This window comes from Modestobacter caceresii (assembly GCF_000761485.1).
Taxonomy (GTDB): domain Bacteria; phylum Actinomycetota; class Actinomycetes; order Mycobacteriales; family Geodermatophilaceae; genus Modestobacter; species Modestobacter caceresii.
On the sequence record NZ_JPMX01000052.1, the window covers coordinates 55889 to 69489 of the forward strand.

Consider the following 13601-nt stretch of genomic DNA (forward strand, 5'->3'; position numbering starts at 1 on the left):
GGGGTGGCAGCTGCGCCGGGTGCGGACGCGGTGCGCCCGCTGGTCCGGTGCGGTCGACACCGCGGCCATGGCCGCGCTCATCGCGCTCGCCGGCGCCGACGGCGGGACCGCGGTGGCGGGGGTGCACGGCGCACACCACGGGGGTGCCGCGGGCACCCTGCCCTACGCCGTCGCGGTCCTGGCGGTCTGGCTCGCCGTGCGGCACCTGACCCGCGAGGGCGTGCCGCGCGACCGGGCCGGGGACGTCCCGGCGCGGCCGGAGCGTGCCGGGCGGGCACTGGGGGCCCTCCGGTTCTCCGGGGGGCTGGTGATGCTGTCGGGGATGACCGCGATGCTCATCTGAGCACCCCCGCGTCCCGAGGAGCCCCGTGCCGAAGATCGTCGACCACGCCGCCCGCCGCACCGAGATCATCGAGGCGGTGTGGTCGCTGATCGTCCGCAAGGGGTTCATCGCGGTCACCATGCGGGAGCTGGCCGCGGAGGCCGGGTACGCCAACGGCGCCCTGGCCCGGTACTTCCCCGACAAGGACGCCGTGCTCCGGGCGGCGTTCCAACGGGCGTTCGACGCCACGAACGAGCGGGCCCGTGCCGCGATCGGTGACGGTGGCGGGCTCACCGCGTTCCGGCTGCTGTGCCTGGAGATCATGCCGCTGGACGAGGTCCGGCTCGCCGAGGCCCGGGTGGTCATCGGCTTCTGGGACTACGCCGCCGGCCAGCCGGAGCTGGTGGAGTTCTACGACAGCGCCATGGAGACCTGGCGCGAGGAGATGCGGATGTACCTGGGCCAGGCCCGGGCCGCCGGCGAACTGGCACCGGGCCGGCCGCACGACCGGATCGTCGACGCGGTGCTCGCGCTGACGATGGGGATGCAGATCAACGCCTGCTTCTCCCCCCGCCACAACACCCCGGAACGCCAGACGGCCGTGCTCGAGGACTTCCTCGCCACGATCAGCCGCCCGCCCTCCTGAACTGCGCCGCCCCGGCGAGGAGCTGGGGCGGCGCGGTCCGGCGTCAGTCGAAGACGATGACGCCGCGGATGTTCTTGCCGGCGTGCATGTCCTCGTAGGCCTCGGCGACCTGGTCCAGCGTGTACTCCCTGGTGACCAGCTCGTCGAGCTTCAGCTGACCGGCCTGGTACATGCGCAGCAGGGCGGGGATGTCGTGCCGCGGGTTGGACTCGCCGAACAGCGACCCCTGCAACCGCTTCTGCATGAGGGTCAGGTCGCCGAGCGCGATGGGCGCGCCGGTGGCGGTGATGTCGCCCAGCCCGGTGAGCACGACGGTGCCGGCCTTGCGGATCGCGGCCAGCGCCTGGGCCACGTGCTCGCCCTGCACCACGCCGATCGTGATGATGACGGCGTCGGCGCCCTGCCCGTTGGTGATCGACCGGGCGTACTCGGTGGCCTCCTCGATGCCGGCGAAGGCGTGCGTGGCGCCGAACTCCTTGGCCTTCTCCTGCTTGAACGGGGCCGGGTCGACCGCGATGACCGTGCTGGCGCCGGCGTGCACCGCACCCTGCAGGGCGTTGGCGCCGATGCCGCCGATGCCCATCACGATCACCGTGGCGCCCGGCTTGAGGTTCGCCGAGCGGACCGCCGAGCCCCAGCCGGTGGGCACCCCGCAGCCCACCAGGGCGGCGGACCTCAGCGGGACGTCCTTGCTGATCTTCACCACCGAGTCGACCGAGGCGGTCGTGTACTCGCTGAAGGTGGAGATGCCGCACTGCTGGCCGACGGGGTTGCCGTCCTCGGTCATCCGGAAGCTGGTCGGGTCCTCGGCCCGGGCGCCGGTGAGCAGGGAGGCACCCAGGTCGCAGAGGTTGCTCTGCCCCTGGGCGCACGGCTCGCAGTGCCCGCAGGCGGGCAGGAACGAGAAGACGACGTGGTCACCGACCTCGTAGCCGGGGGTGTTCGGCCCGACCGCGGTGACCACACCGGCACCCTCGTGGCCGCCGACGTAGGGGTAGACGGCGACCGGCACGTCCCCGGTGGCGACGTGGTCGTCGGAGTGGCACAGCCCGGACGCGGCGAGCTTGACGGTGACCTCGCCCTGGCGTGGGTCGTCGAGCTCGACGGTGGCCGTCTCGTAGGTGCCGGGTGCCTTGCGGACGAGCGAGACGCGGGTGGTGACGGGCACGGGGTGCTCCTCTCCGAGCAGGGACGGTGCGACCGGCCCCGTCCGTGGGCGCGGGGCACCAGCGACCCATCCCGGGGCGGTTCCCGACCGATCGGTCAGGAACACCCGCAGCCTAGGTGGCCGGAGTGGCGCACGTCACTGCCCGGCGGTGTCGGCGGTGGCACCGGACGGCGATGGGCCACCGAAGATGGCCAGCAGTTCGTCCACCTCGTGGGCCGCCGCAGCGGGGTGCCGGAACGGCTGGTGCGGCTGCACGGTGTAGTGCGTGCGGCGGCCGACCCGCGTCCGCCGCACGTACCCGGTGTCCTCCAGGTCGCGGAGGATCGCCAGCGCAGCGCGGGGCGAGATGCCCACCTGCGCGGCGATCTCCGCGACCCGGAGGTCGGGGGCGCCGGCGACGGCCAGCAGGACGTGCCCGTGGTTGGTCAGGAACGTCCACCGCCGCTCACCGGTCATCGCCCGCCGTGCCCCTCTCCCGTCGTGTCCACCCGCTGCCGCCGCCAGGTCGGCTCCAGCGCCGCCGTCTCCTCGGCCGAGGCGACCCGGAAGGGCGCAGCGGCCCCTGATGCCACCGGCGTCCGGCCCTGACCACGCGTCGCCCGCAGGCTGGCCACGACCGAGACGCCGATGATCGTGGCGACGACGGCCAGCGAGATCGTCGTCGGCACGTAGAACAGGTCGACCTTCAGCATCATCTTGACCCCGACCCAGACCAGCACCAGCGCCAGGCCGGCCTTGAGGTACACGAACCGGTGCATCAGGTCGGCGAGCAGGAAGTACATCGCGCGCAGGCCCAGCACGGCGAAGGCGTTGGCGGTGAACACCAGGAACGGCTCGTCGGTGACCGCGAAGATCGCCGGGATCGAGTCGACGGCGAAGACGACGTCGGTGACCTCGATGACGACCAGCACGGCGAGCAGCGGCGTGGCGACCAGTCGCCCGCCGATCCGCACCACGAGGCGCTGGCCGTGGTACGCGTCGGTCATCGGCACGAAGCGGCGGAAGGCGCGCAGCGCCCGCGACCGCTCCGGGTCCAGGTGCTCGTTGCGCTGCCGGGCCATCCGGACGCCGGTGACGAGCAGGAACGCCGCGAAGACGTACAGCACCCAGCTGAAGCTGGCGATGAGCACCGACCCGGCGGCGATGAAGATGCCGCGGAAGACCAGGGCACCGAGGACGCCGAGGAAGAGCACCCGGTGCTGGTACTCCCGGGGCACGGCGAAGTACGTCAGCACGATCGCCCAGACGAACACGTTGTCCACGGCGAGCGACTTCTCGATCAGGTAGCCGGCGAAGTACTGCTGGCCGTACTCACTCCCCGCCTGCCACCAGACGACGGCGCCGAACGCGACGCCGAGCGCGACCCAGACGGCCGACCAGCCGGCGGCCTCCCGCACGCCGATCACGTGCGCGTTCCGGTGGGCGAAGAGGTCGACGGCGAGCATGACGAGGATGACCGCCAGCACGGCGAGCCAGATCCAGAGGGAGACGTCCACAGGGCACCTTCCGGTCAGGTTGCGACCGGAGGTCTCCCCCGCTCCCGGACACCCGCCCAGGAGCCCCATCCCGCCGGGCCACGAGGGCCGTGCTGACGACGAGGTGGCGTTGGGGTACTCCCCTCCACGACGAGGACAAGTGAAGCAGACTTCACCTGTCTCCGCCAGAGCGGAACACCCGGCAGCTGGGCGAGCACGTCCCCGGTCGGGTCCGAGGACCCTGCCGGGACGCCGCCGACGGCTCTACCGTCGGGGGCGCACCGCCGAGGACACTGCCGGCGACACCGCCGACGACGAGGAGGAGCCGTGCAGGTCAGGGACGTGATGACACCCGAGGTGGTCACCGTGGGGCCGGACACCTCGGCGAAGTACGCGGCTGAGGTCATGGCCGAGCGGGGCTTCGCCGCCCTGCCGGTGGTCGGCGAGGACGGCGCCGTGATCGGGATCGTCGCCGAGGCCGACGTCCTCCGGGACCGGCTGCCGCCCGACCCCCGGCTCCACCTCCGCCGGTCGCCCGTTCCCGACGCGCCACCGGCCCTGCTCGTGCGCGGGGTGATGACGACGTCGGTCCGCACGGTGCCGGTGACGGCGGACGTGTCCGACGTGGCGCGGCTGTTCGTCGACGCCCGGCTGCGCAGCGTGCCGGTGCTGGACGGGGAGCGGCTGGCGGGCATCGTCAGCCGCCGGGACCTGCTGCGCCCGCTGGCCCGCCCGGACGAGGAGATCCGGGCCGACCTCCTCCGGCTGGTGGAGAGCTACACGCAGGAGACCGGCAGCTGGGCGGTCGAGGTCGCCGAGGGCGTCGCGACCGTCCGGCGGTCCCGCGGCACCCCGGGGGCCGACGGCGAGCGGGCCACCGTCGAGACCCTCGCCCGGACCGTCCCGGGTGTCGTGGCCGCGCGCGTGCTGCCCGACGACCAGGGACCGGACAGCCGGCCCCCGGGCTGACCGCCCCGCCGCGGTCGTCCGGCACCTGCAGGAGTCGCCGGCCGGTCGCCGCTGCGGACTCCGCGCAGTCGCCGTCCCGGTGGAGCGCCGCCCCGACCCCTCGTCCTACGACGCCGTCGTGCTGGGCAGTGCGGTCTACGCCGGCCGGTGGCTGGAACCCGCCCGGCACTACGCCGCCGAACACGCCACCGCACTGCGGGGCCGGCCGGTCTGGCTGCTGAGCAGCGGTCCGATCGGCGCACCGCCCTTCCCCCCGGACGAGCCGCACGACGCCGAGCCGATCGGCTCGTCCGTGGGCGCCCGTGGACACCGGGTGCTGCCCGGGCGACTGGACCGGGCCCTGCTCGGGATCGGCGAGCTGGCCATGGTGACCGCGCTGCGCGCTCCCGACGGCGACTCCCGCGACTGGGCGGCCGTTCAGGCGTGGGCCGAGCAGATCGCCGAGGAGCTCGCCGGCGCGGTGAGCTCCTCGGCGGTCTCCTCCCCGCCGTCCTGAGGCCGGCTCCGTCAGGAGCGGCGGACCGGGCGCCCGGCCTGGCCGGTGGTCCGGTCGACGGGCTGCCGGCCCACGGCGGCGGGCGGGAACACCACCGGGACGTCGGCCTCGTGCGCCAGCCGCTCGGCGACGCTGCCCAGCAGCCGGCGGGAGAAGCCCCGTCCGCGGCGCCCGAGCACGAGGACGTCGGCGGCCTCTGCCCGGGCGATCTCCAGCAGCACCCGGGCGGGCTGTCCGCAGCCGATCTCCAGCACGGCGCCCTCGGGCAGCCAGCCCGCCCGGTCGGTGAGCAGGTCGTCGGCGGCCCGCCGCCGGGGGTCCTCCGGGAACTCGGCCACGTCGGGGTCGAGCACGCTCACCAGGACGAAGGCCGCCCCACCGCCGGCGAACAGCCGCCCCGCCTCCCGTACCGCCTCGTCCGACTCGGCGCAGCCGCCCACGCCCACGACGACGGTCAGCCGGTCCGGGTCCTCGTTCCGGGGGCTCCCCTCCCCGCGCTCCAGCACCGCGACGTCCCGTCGGCCCGTTCGGCGGCGATCGGGATGAACAGCGGGCCCAGGACGGCGCCCATCAGGTACCACCCCCAGTGGCGGTAGCCCTGCCGGGCGAGCAGCACCACCACGGCGGCGAGCCCGGCCAGGACCCAGAGGGCGATGACGACGGCGACGTAGGCGACGGTCTCCACGAGCGCTCCGTTCCACTGCGACGAATCGGGCCGGACGGCGGCGGTGCGCTGCCGCCCGCACCCTCCAGGCTCCCCGCCCCGGGCACCCGGCACAGGGGGCCCTCGTCCTGCCCGCCTGGGACGTTGGCCCCTGCCGGCCCGCGCCCAGCACCGAGATCGTCGACGCCGACACCCCCGTCGTCGAAACGGAGATCACCATGAAGGCCGCTGTCGTCACCGAGCTCGGTGCCCCCCTCCAGGTCCGGGACGTGCCCGTCCCCCAGCCGGGGCCAGGTCAGGTGCTGGTCCGGATGGAGGCCAGCGGCCTGTGCCACACCGACATCCACGCCGCGCGCGGCGACTGGCCGGTCAAGCCCACTCCCCCGTTCATCCCCGGGCACGAGGGCATCGGCGTCGTCGAGGAGCTCGGCGACGGCGTGACCGCACGGGCGGTCGGTGACCGGGTGGCGATCGCCTGGCTGGGCTCCGCCTGCGGGCAGTGCCGGCACTGCATCGGCGGCTGGGAGACCCTGTGCGAGTCCCAGCAGAACTCCGGCTACTCCGTCGACGGAGCCCTGGCCGAGTACGCCGTCGTCGCCGCCGACTTCGCCACCCCGGTCCCCGAGGGCGTCTCCAGCTCCGACGCCGCCCCGCTGACCTGCGCCGGGGTCACCACCTACAAGGCGATCAAGGTGGCCGGCGTGGCCCCCGCCGAGACCGTGGCCCTGTTCGGCATCGGCGGGCTCGGGCACCTGGCCCTGCAGTACGCCCGCATCGCCGGCGGCTTCGTCGTCGCCGTCGACATCCAGGACGACAAGCTCCAGATGGCCCGCGAGCTCGGCGCCGACGAGGTGGTCAACGCGGCCACCACCGACCCGGTCGCCGCGATCCAGGCCCTCGGCGGCGCCGACGTCGCGGTGGCACTCGCCGCCTCACCGGCGTCGTTCGATCAGGCCTACCGGTCGCTGCGCCGCGGCGGCCGGCTGGTCTGCGTGGCCCTGCCCGCCGACGGCACGATGCAGCTGCCGATCTTCGACACCGTGCTGTCCGGCAAGTCCGTGATCGGCTCGATCGTCGGCACCCGCAACGACCTCACCGACGTCTTCGCCCTGCACGCCGCCGGCCGCACGAAGGTGATCACGGTCGACCGCAAGCTCGACGACGTCAACGAGGCGATGGCCGACGTGCTCGCCGGACACGTCCCCGCCCGCATCGTGTTCCAGTTCTGACCGCCGCGGGCCGCGTCGGGTGCCGCTCAGTCGCCGAGCAGCCGGCGCAGCGACGTCCGGACCGACCACCGCGCCACCCGCAGCGGGACACCCACCGCAGCGATCGCCAGGTGTGCACCCCACCGCAGCAGGTCGCGGTACTCCGCCGGAGGCGGATGCCCCACCGGTGCATGCCGGGGGGCAGGCGCGGGCTCGGCTGCGGGTGCAGCCGGCGGTGGCGCGGGGGCGAGCACGTCGAACGCGGTGCGCCGCCGCGGGTCCCGGAGCGAGTCGAACGACGGGATCGCCGGGGCATCCGGCGACTCCTCCTCGACCGGCTCCGGCTCCGTGGCTCCCGCGGAGCCGGTGGTCGGCTCGGGCACCACAGCGCGGATCGCGGCGAGCGACCCCGGGCCCAGGCCGGCGATCCCGGCCAACTCGGCCCGGGTGAGCGCCGCGAGCTCGGCCACGCTGTCGACCCCCGCGCGGTTCAGCACGGTCACCGTCCGCGGCGGCAGGCCCAGCTCGCGGAGGGTCGCTCCGGGCACACCGCTCGGCGTCCTGTTCGACATGGGGCCAACGTAACGCCGCCGGGCGCCACCTGGACGCGCGCCCCGGCCCGCCGACGACGTCGGATCGCCGTCCGGGCCGACTCCTGCCACCCTGACCGCGTGACCGGGGTCGAGCGCAAGACCATCCAGCGGACAGCGAGCGACCGGTCCTACGCCGGCCACTCCGTGCACGCCGCACCAGGTGTCCACGAGTACGCGGTGACCCTGGTGCAGGCCGCGCTCCCGCAGGGCGGCCGGGTGCTGGAGGTCGGGGCCGGTTGCGGTGCGCTGGCGATGCGGCTGAAGGATGCCGGTTTCGACGTGGTGCCGACCGACCTCGAGCCGCCGCACGACTGGATCACCCGGCTGGACCTGGACCACCCGGAGCTGACCGAGGAGACCCGGGGGCCCTTCGACATCGTCGTCTGCGTCGAGACGCTGGAGCACGTGGAGAACCCGCGGCAGGTGCTCCGGTCGATCCGGTCGATGCTGCGGGCCGGGGACCGTCTGCTGGTCAGCACCCCGAACGTCACCCACCCGCACTCGCTGCTGAAGACGGTGCTGCGGGGCGCCCCCGTGTTCTTCGGACCGGGGCACTACTACCAGCCGGGGCACATCACGCTGCTCCCCGACTGGATGCTGACCGAACACGTCCGGCAGGCCGGGTTCGACCAGCTGGAGGTCCGGACCGCCGGCTCGATGGACTACTCCGGCCTGCGCCGTCTGGTCCACCGGGTGGAGCTCCGGCTGCTCCGGCTCGTCGGGCTGCGGGCACACGCCACGGACGGCGAGGGGATCTGCGTGTTCGTCAGCGCCGTCGCGGTCTGAGCACCTGGAGCCGGGCAGGTCAGCCGGGCGCGGGGAAGGACCGGTCGCCGAAGAGGATGCGCCGCGCTGCCGCCTGCCCCACCGGGGTGCGCAGCGCGGTGAAGGCCGCGGTCGCCATGGCCGGGGTACGCACCTGGGCCAGCCCCCGGCGCAGCAGCAGCCGCCCGCGGAAGCTCCTGCGCAGCGCCGCGCCGTCGTACCGGTCGAGCGCCTCGGGCCGCCCGGTCCGCAGGGCCTCGTCCAGCACGTCGGCGGCGTGCTCGGACAGTCGCAGGCAGGGGTCGAGGCCGCCGGCGGTGAGCGGGGAGACCGCGCCCGCGGCGTCCCCCACGAGCAGCCCGTCGGTGCAGCCGATCCGGCGCAGCAGTCCGCCGACCGGGATCGGGCCCCCGCGCAGTTCGACGTCGTCCGGCCGCGACACCCCGGACAGGCCGGGGGCGCGGGCGCCGAACCGCTGCACGGCCCGGCGGAGGCCGTCGGGGAAGCGGTCGGCGTAGCCGGCCACCCCCACGTGGGCGTGCTGCCCGTCGTTGACCACCCAGGCCAGGTAGCCGGGCGCCAGGGAGGGGTCGAGCACGCAGTGGAAGGCCGGCGGCCCCGCGCTGCCGGGCACGGCGAAGACCTCCTCCGCGCCGACCAGCAGGTGCCGGTTGCGGTCCAGGCCCAGGTCCCGCGCGACCCGGGAGCGGGCTCCGTCGGCACCGACCACGAACCGGGCGCGCACCCGGACCGGGCCGTCCGGGCCGGTCAGCAACGAGTGGTCCGCTGTCCGACCGGAGTACCGCGTGCCGAGCGCCAGCCGCACGCCGGCGTCGGTCGCGGCGCGGGCGGCGGCCCGGTACAGCCCGCCCATGTCGCCCACCCGGTACTCGTCGCGGCCGCTGTCCAGCGTCACCGGGCGGCGCAGTGACGGCGGGTGGAGCACCACCCGCCGGATCGGTGGCCCGAGGCAGTCGGGCGGCAGCGGGAAGTCGTCGAGGGTCTTGCGGACGAAGATCCCGGTCGTCCGGATCGCGCCGCTGAGGCCGGGACGCCGTTCGGCCAGCAGCACGTCGTGGCCGCGCCGGGCGAGCAGGGTGGCGGCGTGCAGCCCGGCCAGCCCGGCGCCGACGACCAGCACGTCCGCGCGCTCTTCGGGCTCCATGAATCGATCCTCGATGCTGAACTATCGAAAGTCAATCGACTCGCCGCCTCCCGGTAGCGTCCCGGGGATGCCGGCGGCCACGCTCCAGCGGGATCCTGCGCGGCGGAAGCTCGACGCGCTCACCTTCGGGCTGTTCACCGTCGCCCTGGGCACCAACATCCCCACGCCGCTGCTGCTGGTCTACCGGCGCACGCTGGACCTCTCCGACGCCGACGTCACCGCCGTCTTCGGCTGCTACGCGATCGGCCTGATCGCCGCGCTGACCCTGTCCGGGCCCGCCTCGGACCGGTTCGGCCGGCGGGCCCTGGTCCTGCCGTTCGCCGTGCTGGCCGGCCTGGTCTCCCTGCTCTTCCTGCCTGCCGTCGACCACCTGCCGCTGCTCTATACCGGGCGGCTGCTGCAGGGCGTCGTCTCCGGGGTGGTCTTCTCCGTGGCCAACGCCTGGCTGCAGGAGCTGGCCGGCCCGGACGGCCAGCAGTCGGCAGCCACCCGGGGCGCGGTGTCCACGTCGCTGGGCTTCGCCGTCGCACCGGCGATGAGCGGGCTGCTCGCCCAGTACGGCCCGGCCCCGACCACGCTGCCGTACCTGGTGCACGTCGCCGTCCTGGTCGTCGGGCTGGGTGCGCTGGCCACCGTGCCGGAGACCGTCCAGGCCCGCCACGGCGGCAAGCTGATGACGCTGGGCCTGCCCCCGGAGGCCCGCCGCCCCTTCTGGGCGGTGCTGGCCCCCACCGCCGTCGGGGTGTTCGCGTTCCCGACGATCGCAGCGACGCTACTGCCGCTGCTGGTGGTCCCCGACGGGGTGGGCGTCGCCTACGCCGGGCTGGTCGCGGGGCTGGCGCTGGGCGCCAGTGCGGTCGCCGCCCGGCTCGGCCGGCGCGCGGCACGGGGTGCGGCACCGCTGGGGATGGTGCTCGCCGCGGCCGGGCACGCCCTCGGCGTCGCGGCGATCGTCACCGGGTCCGAGGCGCTGCTGCTCCCCTCGGCGGCGCTGCTCGGCGGCGCGGGTGGGCTGTGCCTCACCGCGGGGCTGACCCTCACCGCCCGGCTGGCGCCTCCGCAGGCCCGGGGCGCGATGAACAGCGCCTTCTACGCGTTCGCCTACGCCGGGTTCGGCACCCCGCTGCTGCTGGCCTGGCTGGGCTCGACCTTCGGCACGGTCCCGGCGATGACCGCCTTCCTCGCCGTCCCGGTAGCGCTGGCCGGCTGGCTGTGGCTGGAGCTCCGGCGCCGGGGCTGAGGGGCCCTTGCCTCCTCACCGTGTGGCCCACGACACTCCCGGGATGGCGAACGCACCGCTCGTGGTCGGCACCGGCCCCCGGAAGGTCCTGGCACTGCACGGCTGGTTCGGCTCGGCGACCGGGTGGGGACCGTTCGCCGACCTGATCGACGAGGAGCGGTACAGCGTCCTGTTCCTCGACTACCGCGGGTACGGCGCGCGCCGCGCGGAGGACGGCGAGCACACGCTGGCCGAGATCTCCGCCGACGCCCTGGCCGCCGTCGACGCGCAGGGGTGGTCGTCGTTCGCCGTCCTGGGGCACTCGATGGGCGGCAGTGCGATGCAGCGGGTGCTCGTCGACGCCGGCGGCCGGGTCACCGGCCTGATCGGGGTGAGCCCGGTCCCCTCCACCGGCGTCCCCTTCGACGAGCAGGCCGAGCAGCTCTTCCGCGGCGCCGCGGGCGACCGGGGCAACCGGTACGCGATCCTGGACCTCACCACCGGCGGCCGGCTGAGCCGCACCTGGCTCGACCGCATGGTGCAGTTCTCCTTCGACCAGTCCGACCCCGCCGCCTTCGGCGCGTACCTGGACGCCTGGGCGGGCACCGACTTCTCCGCCGAGGTGCAGGGCGACCCGGTGCCGGTCCGGGTCGTGGTGGGCGAGCACGACCCGGCGCTGAGCGCCGCGGTGATGGAGCAGACCTTCCTGCAGCAGTACCCCAACGCCTCCCTCGAGGTGCTGACCAACGCCGGCCACTACGCGATGTTCGAGACGCCCGTGGCGCTGCTGACCACCGTGGAGCGCTTCCTGGACGACCTGTGACCGCGCCGCAGGAGACCGCCCCCCTCCTGGACCCGGCCACCTACGAGACGGGCCCACCGCTGGCGGAGCTGGCCCGGCTGCGCGCGGCAGGCCCGGTCGCCTGGGTCGACGAGCCGGCCGGACCCGGCTGCTGGCTGGTCCTCCGGCACGCCGAGGTCGAGCGGGTGCTCAAGGACCCCGCCACCTTCTCCTCCTGGCTCGGCGCCACCCAGGTCCAGGACGCCGGAGACCTGCCCTGGGTCCGCCGGATGATGCTCAACATGGACCCGCCGGACCACTCCCGGCTGCGCCGCCTGCTGACCCGGTCGTTCACCCCGCGCGCGGTGGCCGCGCTCACCGCCTCGATCGAGGCCACCGCGGCCGCACTGGTCGACCGGATGGTCGACGGTGCCGGCGATGGCATGGTCGCCGGTGCCAGCGAGGGCATGGTCGCCGGTGCCAGCGAGGGCCGCTGCGACTTCGCCAAGGACGTTGCCGCCGACCTGCCGCTGGTCACCCTCGCCGACGTGCTCGGGGTCCCGGCCGAGGACCGCCGGCTGATGTTCGACTGGTCGAATCGGGTGATCGGCTGGCAGGACCCCGACTACGCCTCCTCGGCGGCGTTCGACGCCAGCACCGGCACGGCCATGGCCCGGCAGGCGGTGTCGCTGCGCCCGGTGCCCGATGCCGACGGGCGGCTGCCCGACCCGCGCACCCGCGCCGGGATGCCGGACCTCTACGCCTACGCGCGGCTGCTCGCCGAGGAGAAGCGCCGCGCGCCCGGGCGGGACGTCATGTCGATCCTGCTGGCCCAGACCGACGGGGACGACCCGCCGGTCAGCGACGCCGAGTTCGAGAACATGTTCTGGCTGTTCGCGGTGGCCGGCAACGAGACGCTGCGCAACGGGCTGCCCGGCGGGCTCATCGCGCTGCTCTCCCACCCCGAGGCGATGGCCCAGCTGCGCGCCGACCCGGGGCTGCTGCCCGGCGCGGTCGAGGAGATGCTGCGCTGGTGGACGCCGGTGATGGTCTTCCGGCGGACGGCGACCCGCGACGTCACGATCGGCGACACCCGGGTGCGGGCCGGGGACAAGGTGGTCGTCTCCTTCACCTCGGCCAACCGGGACGAGCGGGTGTTCGCCGAGCCGGAGCGCTTCGACGTCCGCCGGGCGCCCAACCCGCAGCTGTCCTTCGGCCACGGGCCGCATTTCTGCCTGGGCGCCCAGCTGGCCCGGGTGCAGATGCGCGCGCTGTTCGCCGAGCTGCTGCGGCGCACCAGCGTGCTGGAGCTCGACGCGCCGCCGGCGCTGCTGCGGTCGAGCTTCCAACGCGGGGTGAAGCGGCTGCCGATCCGCTGGGTCGCCGCCTGAGCCGGGCAGACTCGCGGCGACCGGGTGTCACAACTGCGCTCGCGGCGGTGCTGTAGGGGCATGGACCTCGTTCGGTACGGAGCGCCGGCGGCGGTACGGCTGCCGATGCCGGCGCGCACAGCGGGTCGGGTCGAGAGGGAGGACAGGACGGTGGCGGGTGCCGTGTCCGGTGCCGTGCGGTCCGACCTCGGCGAGGTGTTCCGGCGCGACTACCCGCAGGTCGTGGCCGTGGCCGCCCGGGTGCTCGGCTCCCGGGACGAGGCCGAGGACGTCGCCCAGGAGGTCTTCCTGGCCTTCGGCCGGTCCACCGTGCCGGCCGCCGAGGCGCCCGGCTGGTTGTCCGTCGCCGCCGTCCACACCGCGCTCAACCTGATCCGTTCCGGGCGGCGCCGCGCGTCCCGGGAGGAGACCGTGCACCGCCTCGGCGACGTCACCACCCCCGACGTCGCCGAGGCGGTGCTCACCCGCGACGACCGCAGCCGCGTCCGGGCCGCGCTCGGCGGGCTGCCCCGCAAGCAGGCCGTGGCCCTCGTGCTGAGGCACAGCGGCCTCAGCTACGCCGAGGTCGCCGCGGCACTCGACATGTCCCCCGGCAGCGTCGGCACCACCGTCCGACGCGCCGAATCCGCACTGCGCAAGGAGCTGACCCGTCATGCGTCATCCGACTGAAGGCACGCTGCGCCGCCTGCTCGACGAGCCGGCCGGCGTCCCCGACCCCGACCGGGCGCACGTCGCCGAG

The 13601-nt window shown here is 74.8% G+C and carries 17 protein-coding genes; 10 read left to right on the forward strand and 7 right to left on the reverse strand.

Going from position 1 to position 13601, the window contains the following annotated elements; translation table 11 throughout:
- The coding region (locus tag IN07_RS12210) for a hypothetical protein (protein WP_197058456.1) at window positions 1-343 on the forward strand (343 nt) is incomplete at its 5' end.
- A 25-nt stretch (window positions 344-368) separates the two neighbouring features.
- Window positions 369-968 carry a TetR/AcrR family transcriptional regulator gene (locus IN07_RS12215; RefSeq protein WP_036336128.1) on the forward strand — a complete coding sequence of 200 codons (600 nt, stop codon included), beginning with the start codon at window positions 369-371 and terminating at the stop codon, window positions 966-968.
- A 43-nt stretch (window positions 969-1011) separates the two neighbouring features.
- Here IN07_RS12215 and IN07_RS12220 read toward each other — a convergent pair whose 3' ends face one another.
- From IN07_RS12220 to IN07_RS12230, 3 genes are all read right to left on the reverse strand, one after another.
- Entirely contained in the window at window positions 1012-2136 is a 1125-nt protein-coding gene (locus IN07_RS12220) for an NDMA-dependent alcohol dehydrogenase (protein WP_036336130.1), read from the reverse strand.
- Window positions 2137-2271: 135 nt separating this feature from the next.
- A complete protein-coding gene (locus IN07_RS12225; RefSeq protein WP_036336131.1) occupies window positions 2272-2592 on the reverse strand; it encodes a winged helix-turn-helix domain-containing protein in 321 nt (106 codons plus the stop codon).
- Window positions 2589-3632 (reverse strand): TerC family protein, encoded by a 1044-nt coding sequence (locus IN07_RS12230; protein WP_036336133.1) that lies wholly within the window; start codon window positions 3630-3632, stop codon window positions 2589-2591. Before IN07_RS12230 ends, IN07_RS12225 begins: the two co-directional genes overlap by 4 nt.
- Before the next feature lie 306 nt (window positions 3633-3938).
- Between IN07_RS12230 and IN07_RS12235 the strand changes: the two genes are divergently transcribed.
- Together IN07_RS12235 and IN07_RS12240 are read left to right on the forward strand one after the other, a co-directional pair.
- Complete coding sequence (locus tag IN07_RS12235) at window positions 3939-4580, forward strand: CBS domain-containing protein (RefSeq protein WP_036336135.1); 642 nt, start codon at window positions 3939-3941, stop codon at window positions 4578-4580.
- Between the two features lie 79 nt (window positions 4581-4659).
- Window positions 4660-5076: a flavodoxin domain-containing protein gene (locus IN07_RS12240; RefSeq protein ID WP_052091193.1), complete on the forward strand. Its 417-nt coding sequence runs from the start codon at window positions 4660-4662 to the stop codon at window positions 5074-5076.
- A gap of 11 nt (window positions 5077-5087) precedes the next feature.
- Here IN07_RS12240 and IN07_RS25770 read toward each other — a convergent pair whose 3' ends face one another.
- Window positions 5088-5582 carry a universal stress protein gene (locus IN07_RS25770; protein WP_052091194.1) on the reverse strand — a complete coding sequence of 165 codons (495 nt, stop codon included), beginning with the start codon at window positions 5580-5582 and terminating at the stop codon, window positions 5088-5090.
- Window positions 5531-5761, reverse strand: a complete 231-nt coding sequence (locus IN07_RS25775; RefSeq protein WP_052091195.1) for a hypothetical protein — start codon at window positions 5759-5761, stop codon at window positions 5531-5533. The genes IN07_RS25770 and IN07_RS25775 overlap by 52 nt, the downstream gene beginning before the upstream one ends.
- 197 nt (window positions 5762-5958) lie before the next feature.
- Between IN07_RS25775 and adhP the strand changes: the two genes are divergently transcribed.
- Complete coding sequence (gene adhP, locus IN07_RS12250; protein WP_036336136.1) at window positions 5959-6969, forward strand: alcohol dehydrogenase AdhP; 1011 nt, start codon at window positions 5959-5961, stop codon at window positions 6967-6969.
- A gap of 26 nt (window positions 6970-6995) precedes the next feature.
- Here the strand turns inward: adhP and IN07_RS25255 are convergent, their stop codons facing one another.
- Window positions 6996-7520 (reverse strand): DNA-directed RNA polymerase subunit alpha C-terminal domain-containing protein, encoded by a 525-nt coding sequence (locus IN07_RS25255; RefSeq protein WP_156119159.1) that lies wholly within the window; start codon window positions 7518-7520, stop codon window positions 6996-6998.
- A gap of 99 nt (window positions 7521-7619) precedes the next feature.
- Between IN07_RS25255 and IN07_RS12260 the strand changes: the two genes are divergently transcribed.
- Complete coding sequence (locus IN07_RS12260; protein WP_036336138.1) at window positions 7620-8327, forward strand: class I SAM-dependent methyltransferase; 708 nt, start codon at window positions 7620-7622, stop codon at window positions 8325-8327.
- 19 nt (window positions 8328-8346) lie between these two features.
- On the opposite strand, the gene IN07_RS12265 is transcribed toward IN07_RS12260, so the two are convergent.
- Window positions 8347-9471: an NAD(P)/FAD-dependent oxidoreductase gene (locus IN07_RS12265; protein ID WP_036336139.1), complete on the reverse strand. Its 1125-nt coding sequence runs from the start codon at window positions 9469-9471 to the stop codon at window positions 8347-8349.
- Window positions 9472-9538: 67 nt separating this feature from the next.
- On the opposite strand from IN07_RS12265, the gene IN07_RS12270 reads away from it, so the two are divergent.
- The 4 genes from IN07_RS12270 to IN07_RS12285 all read left to right on the forward strand — a co-directional run bounded on the left by IN07_RS12270 (window position 9539) and on the right by IN07_RS12285 (window position 13531).
- Entirely contained in the window at window positions 9539-10711 is a 1173-nt protein-coding gene (locus tag IN07_RS12270) for an MFS transporter (protein WP_052091196.1), read from the forward strand.
- Window positions 10712-10754: 43 nt separating this feature from the next.
- Entirely contained in the window at window positions 10755-11513 is a 759-nt protein-coding gene (locus tag IN07_RS12275) for an alpha/beta fold hydrolase (RefSeq protein WP_036336140.1), read from the forward strand.
- Window positions 11510-12862 carry a cytochrome P450 gene (locus IN07_RS12280; protein WP_036336141.1) on the forward strand — a complete coding sequence of 451 codons (1353 nt, stop codon included), beginning with the start codon at window positions 11510-11512 and terminating at the stop codon, window positions 12860-12862. The genes IN07_RS12275 and IN07_RS12280 overlap by 4 nt, the downstream gene beginning before the upstream one ends.
- Window positions 12863-13012: 150 nt before the next feature.
- Complete coding sequence (locus tag IN07_RS12285; protein WP_036336142.1) at window positions 13013-13531, forward strand: sigma-70 family RNA polymerase sigma factor; 519 nt, start codon at window positions 13013-13015, stop codon at window positions 13529-13531.
- Window positions 13532-13601: the final 70 nt, after the last annotated feature.

Excerpts from the sequence above, each read along its gene's own strand:
- IN07_RS12225 (WP_036336131.1), bottom strand. The coding sequence starts at position 2,592 with ATGACCGGTGAGCGGCGGTGGACGTTCCTGACCAACCACGGGCACGTC.
- adhP (WP_036336136.1), top strand. The coding sequence starts at position 5,959 with ATGAAGGCCGCTGTCGTCACCGAGCTCGGTGCCCCCCTCCAGGTCCGG.
- IN07_RS25255 (WP_156119159.1), bottom strand. The coding sequence starts at position 7,520 with ATGTCGAACAGGACGCCGAGCGGTGTGCCCGGAGCGACCCTCCGCGAG.
- IN07_RS12265 (WP_036336139.1), bottom strand. The coding sequence starts at position 9,471 with ATGGAGCCCGAAGAGCGCGCGGACGTGCTGGTCGTCGGCGCCGGGCTG.
- IN07_RS12270 (WP_052091196.1), top strand. The coding sequence starts at position 9,539 with ATGCCGGCGGCCACGCTCCAGCGGGATCCTGCGCGGCGGAAGCTCGAC.
- IN07_RS12275 (WP_036336140.1), top strand. The coding sequence starts at position 10,755 with ATGGCGAACGCACCGCTCGTGGTCGGCACCGGCCCCCGGAAGGTCCTG.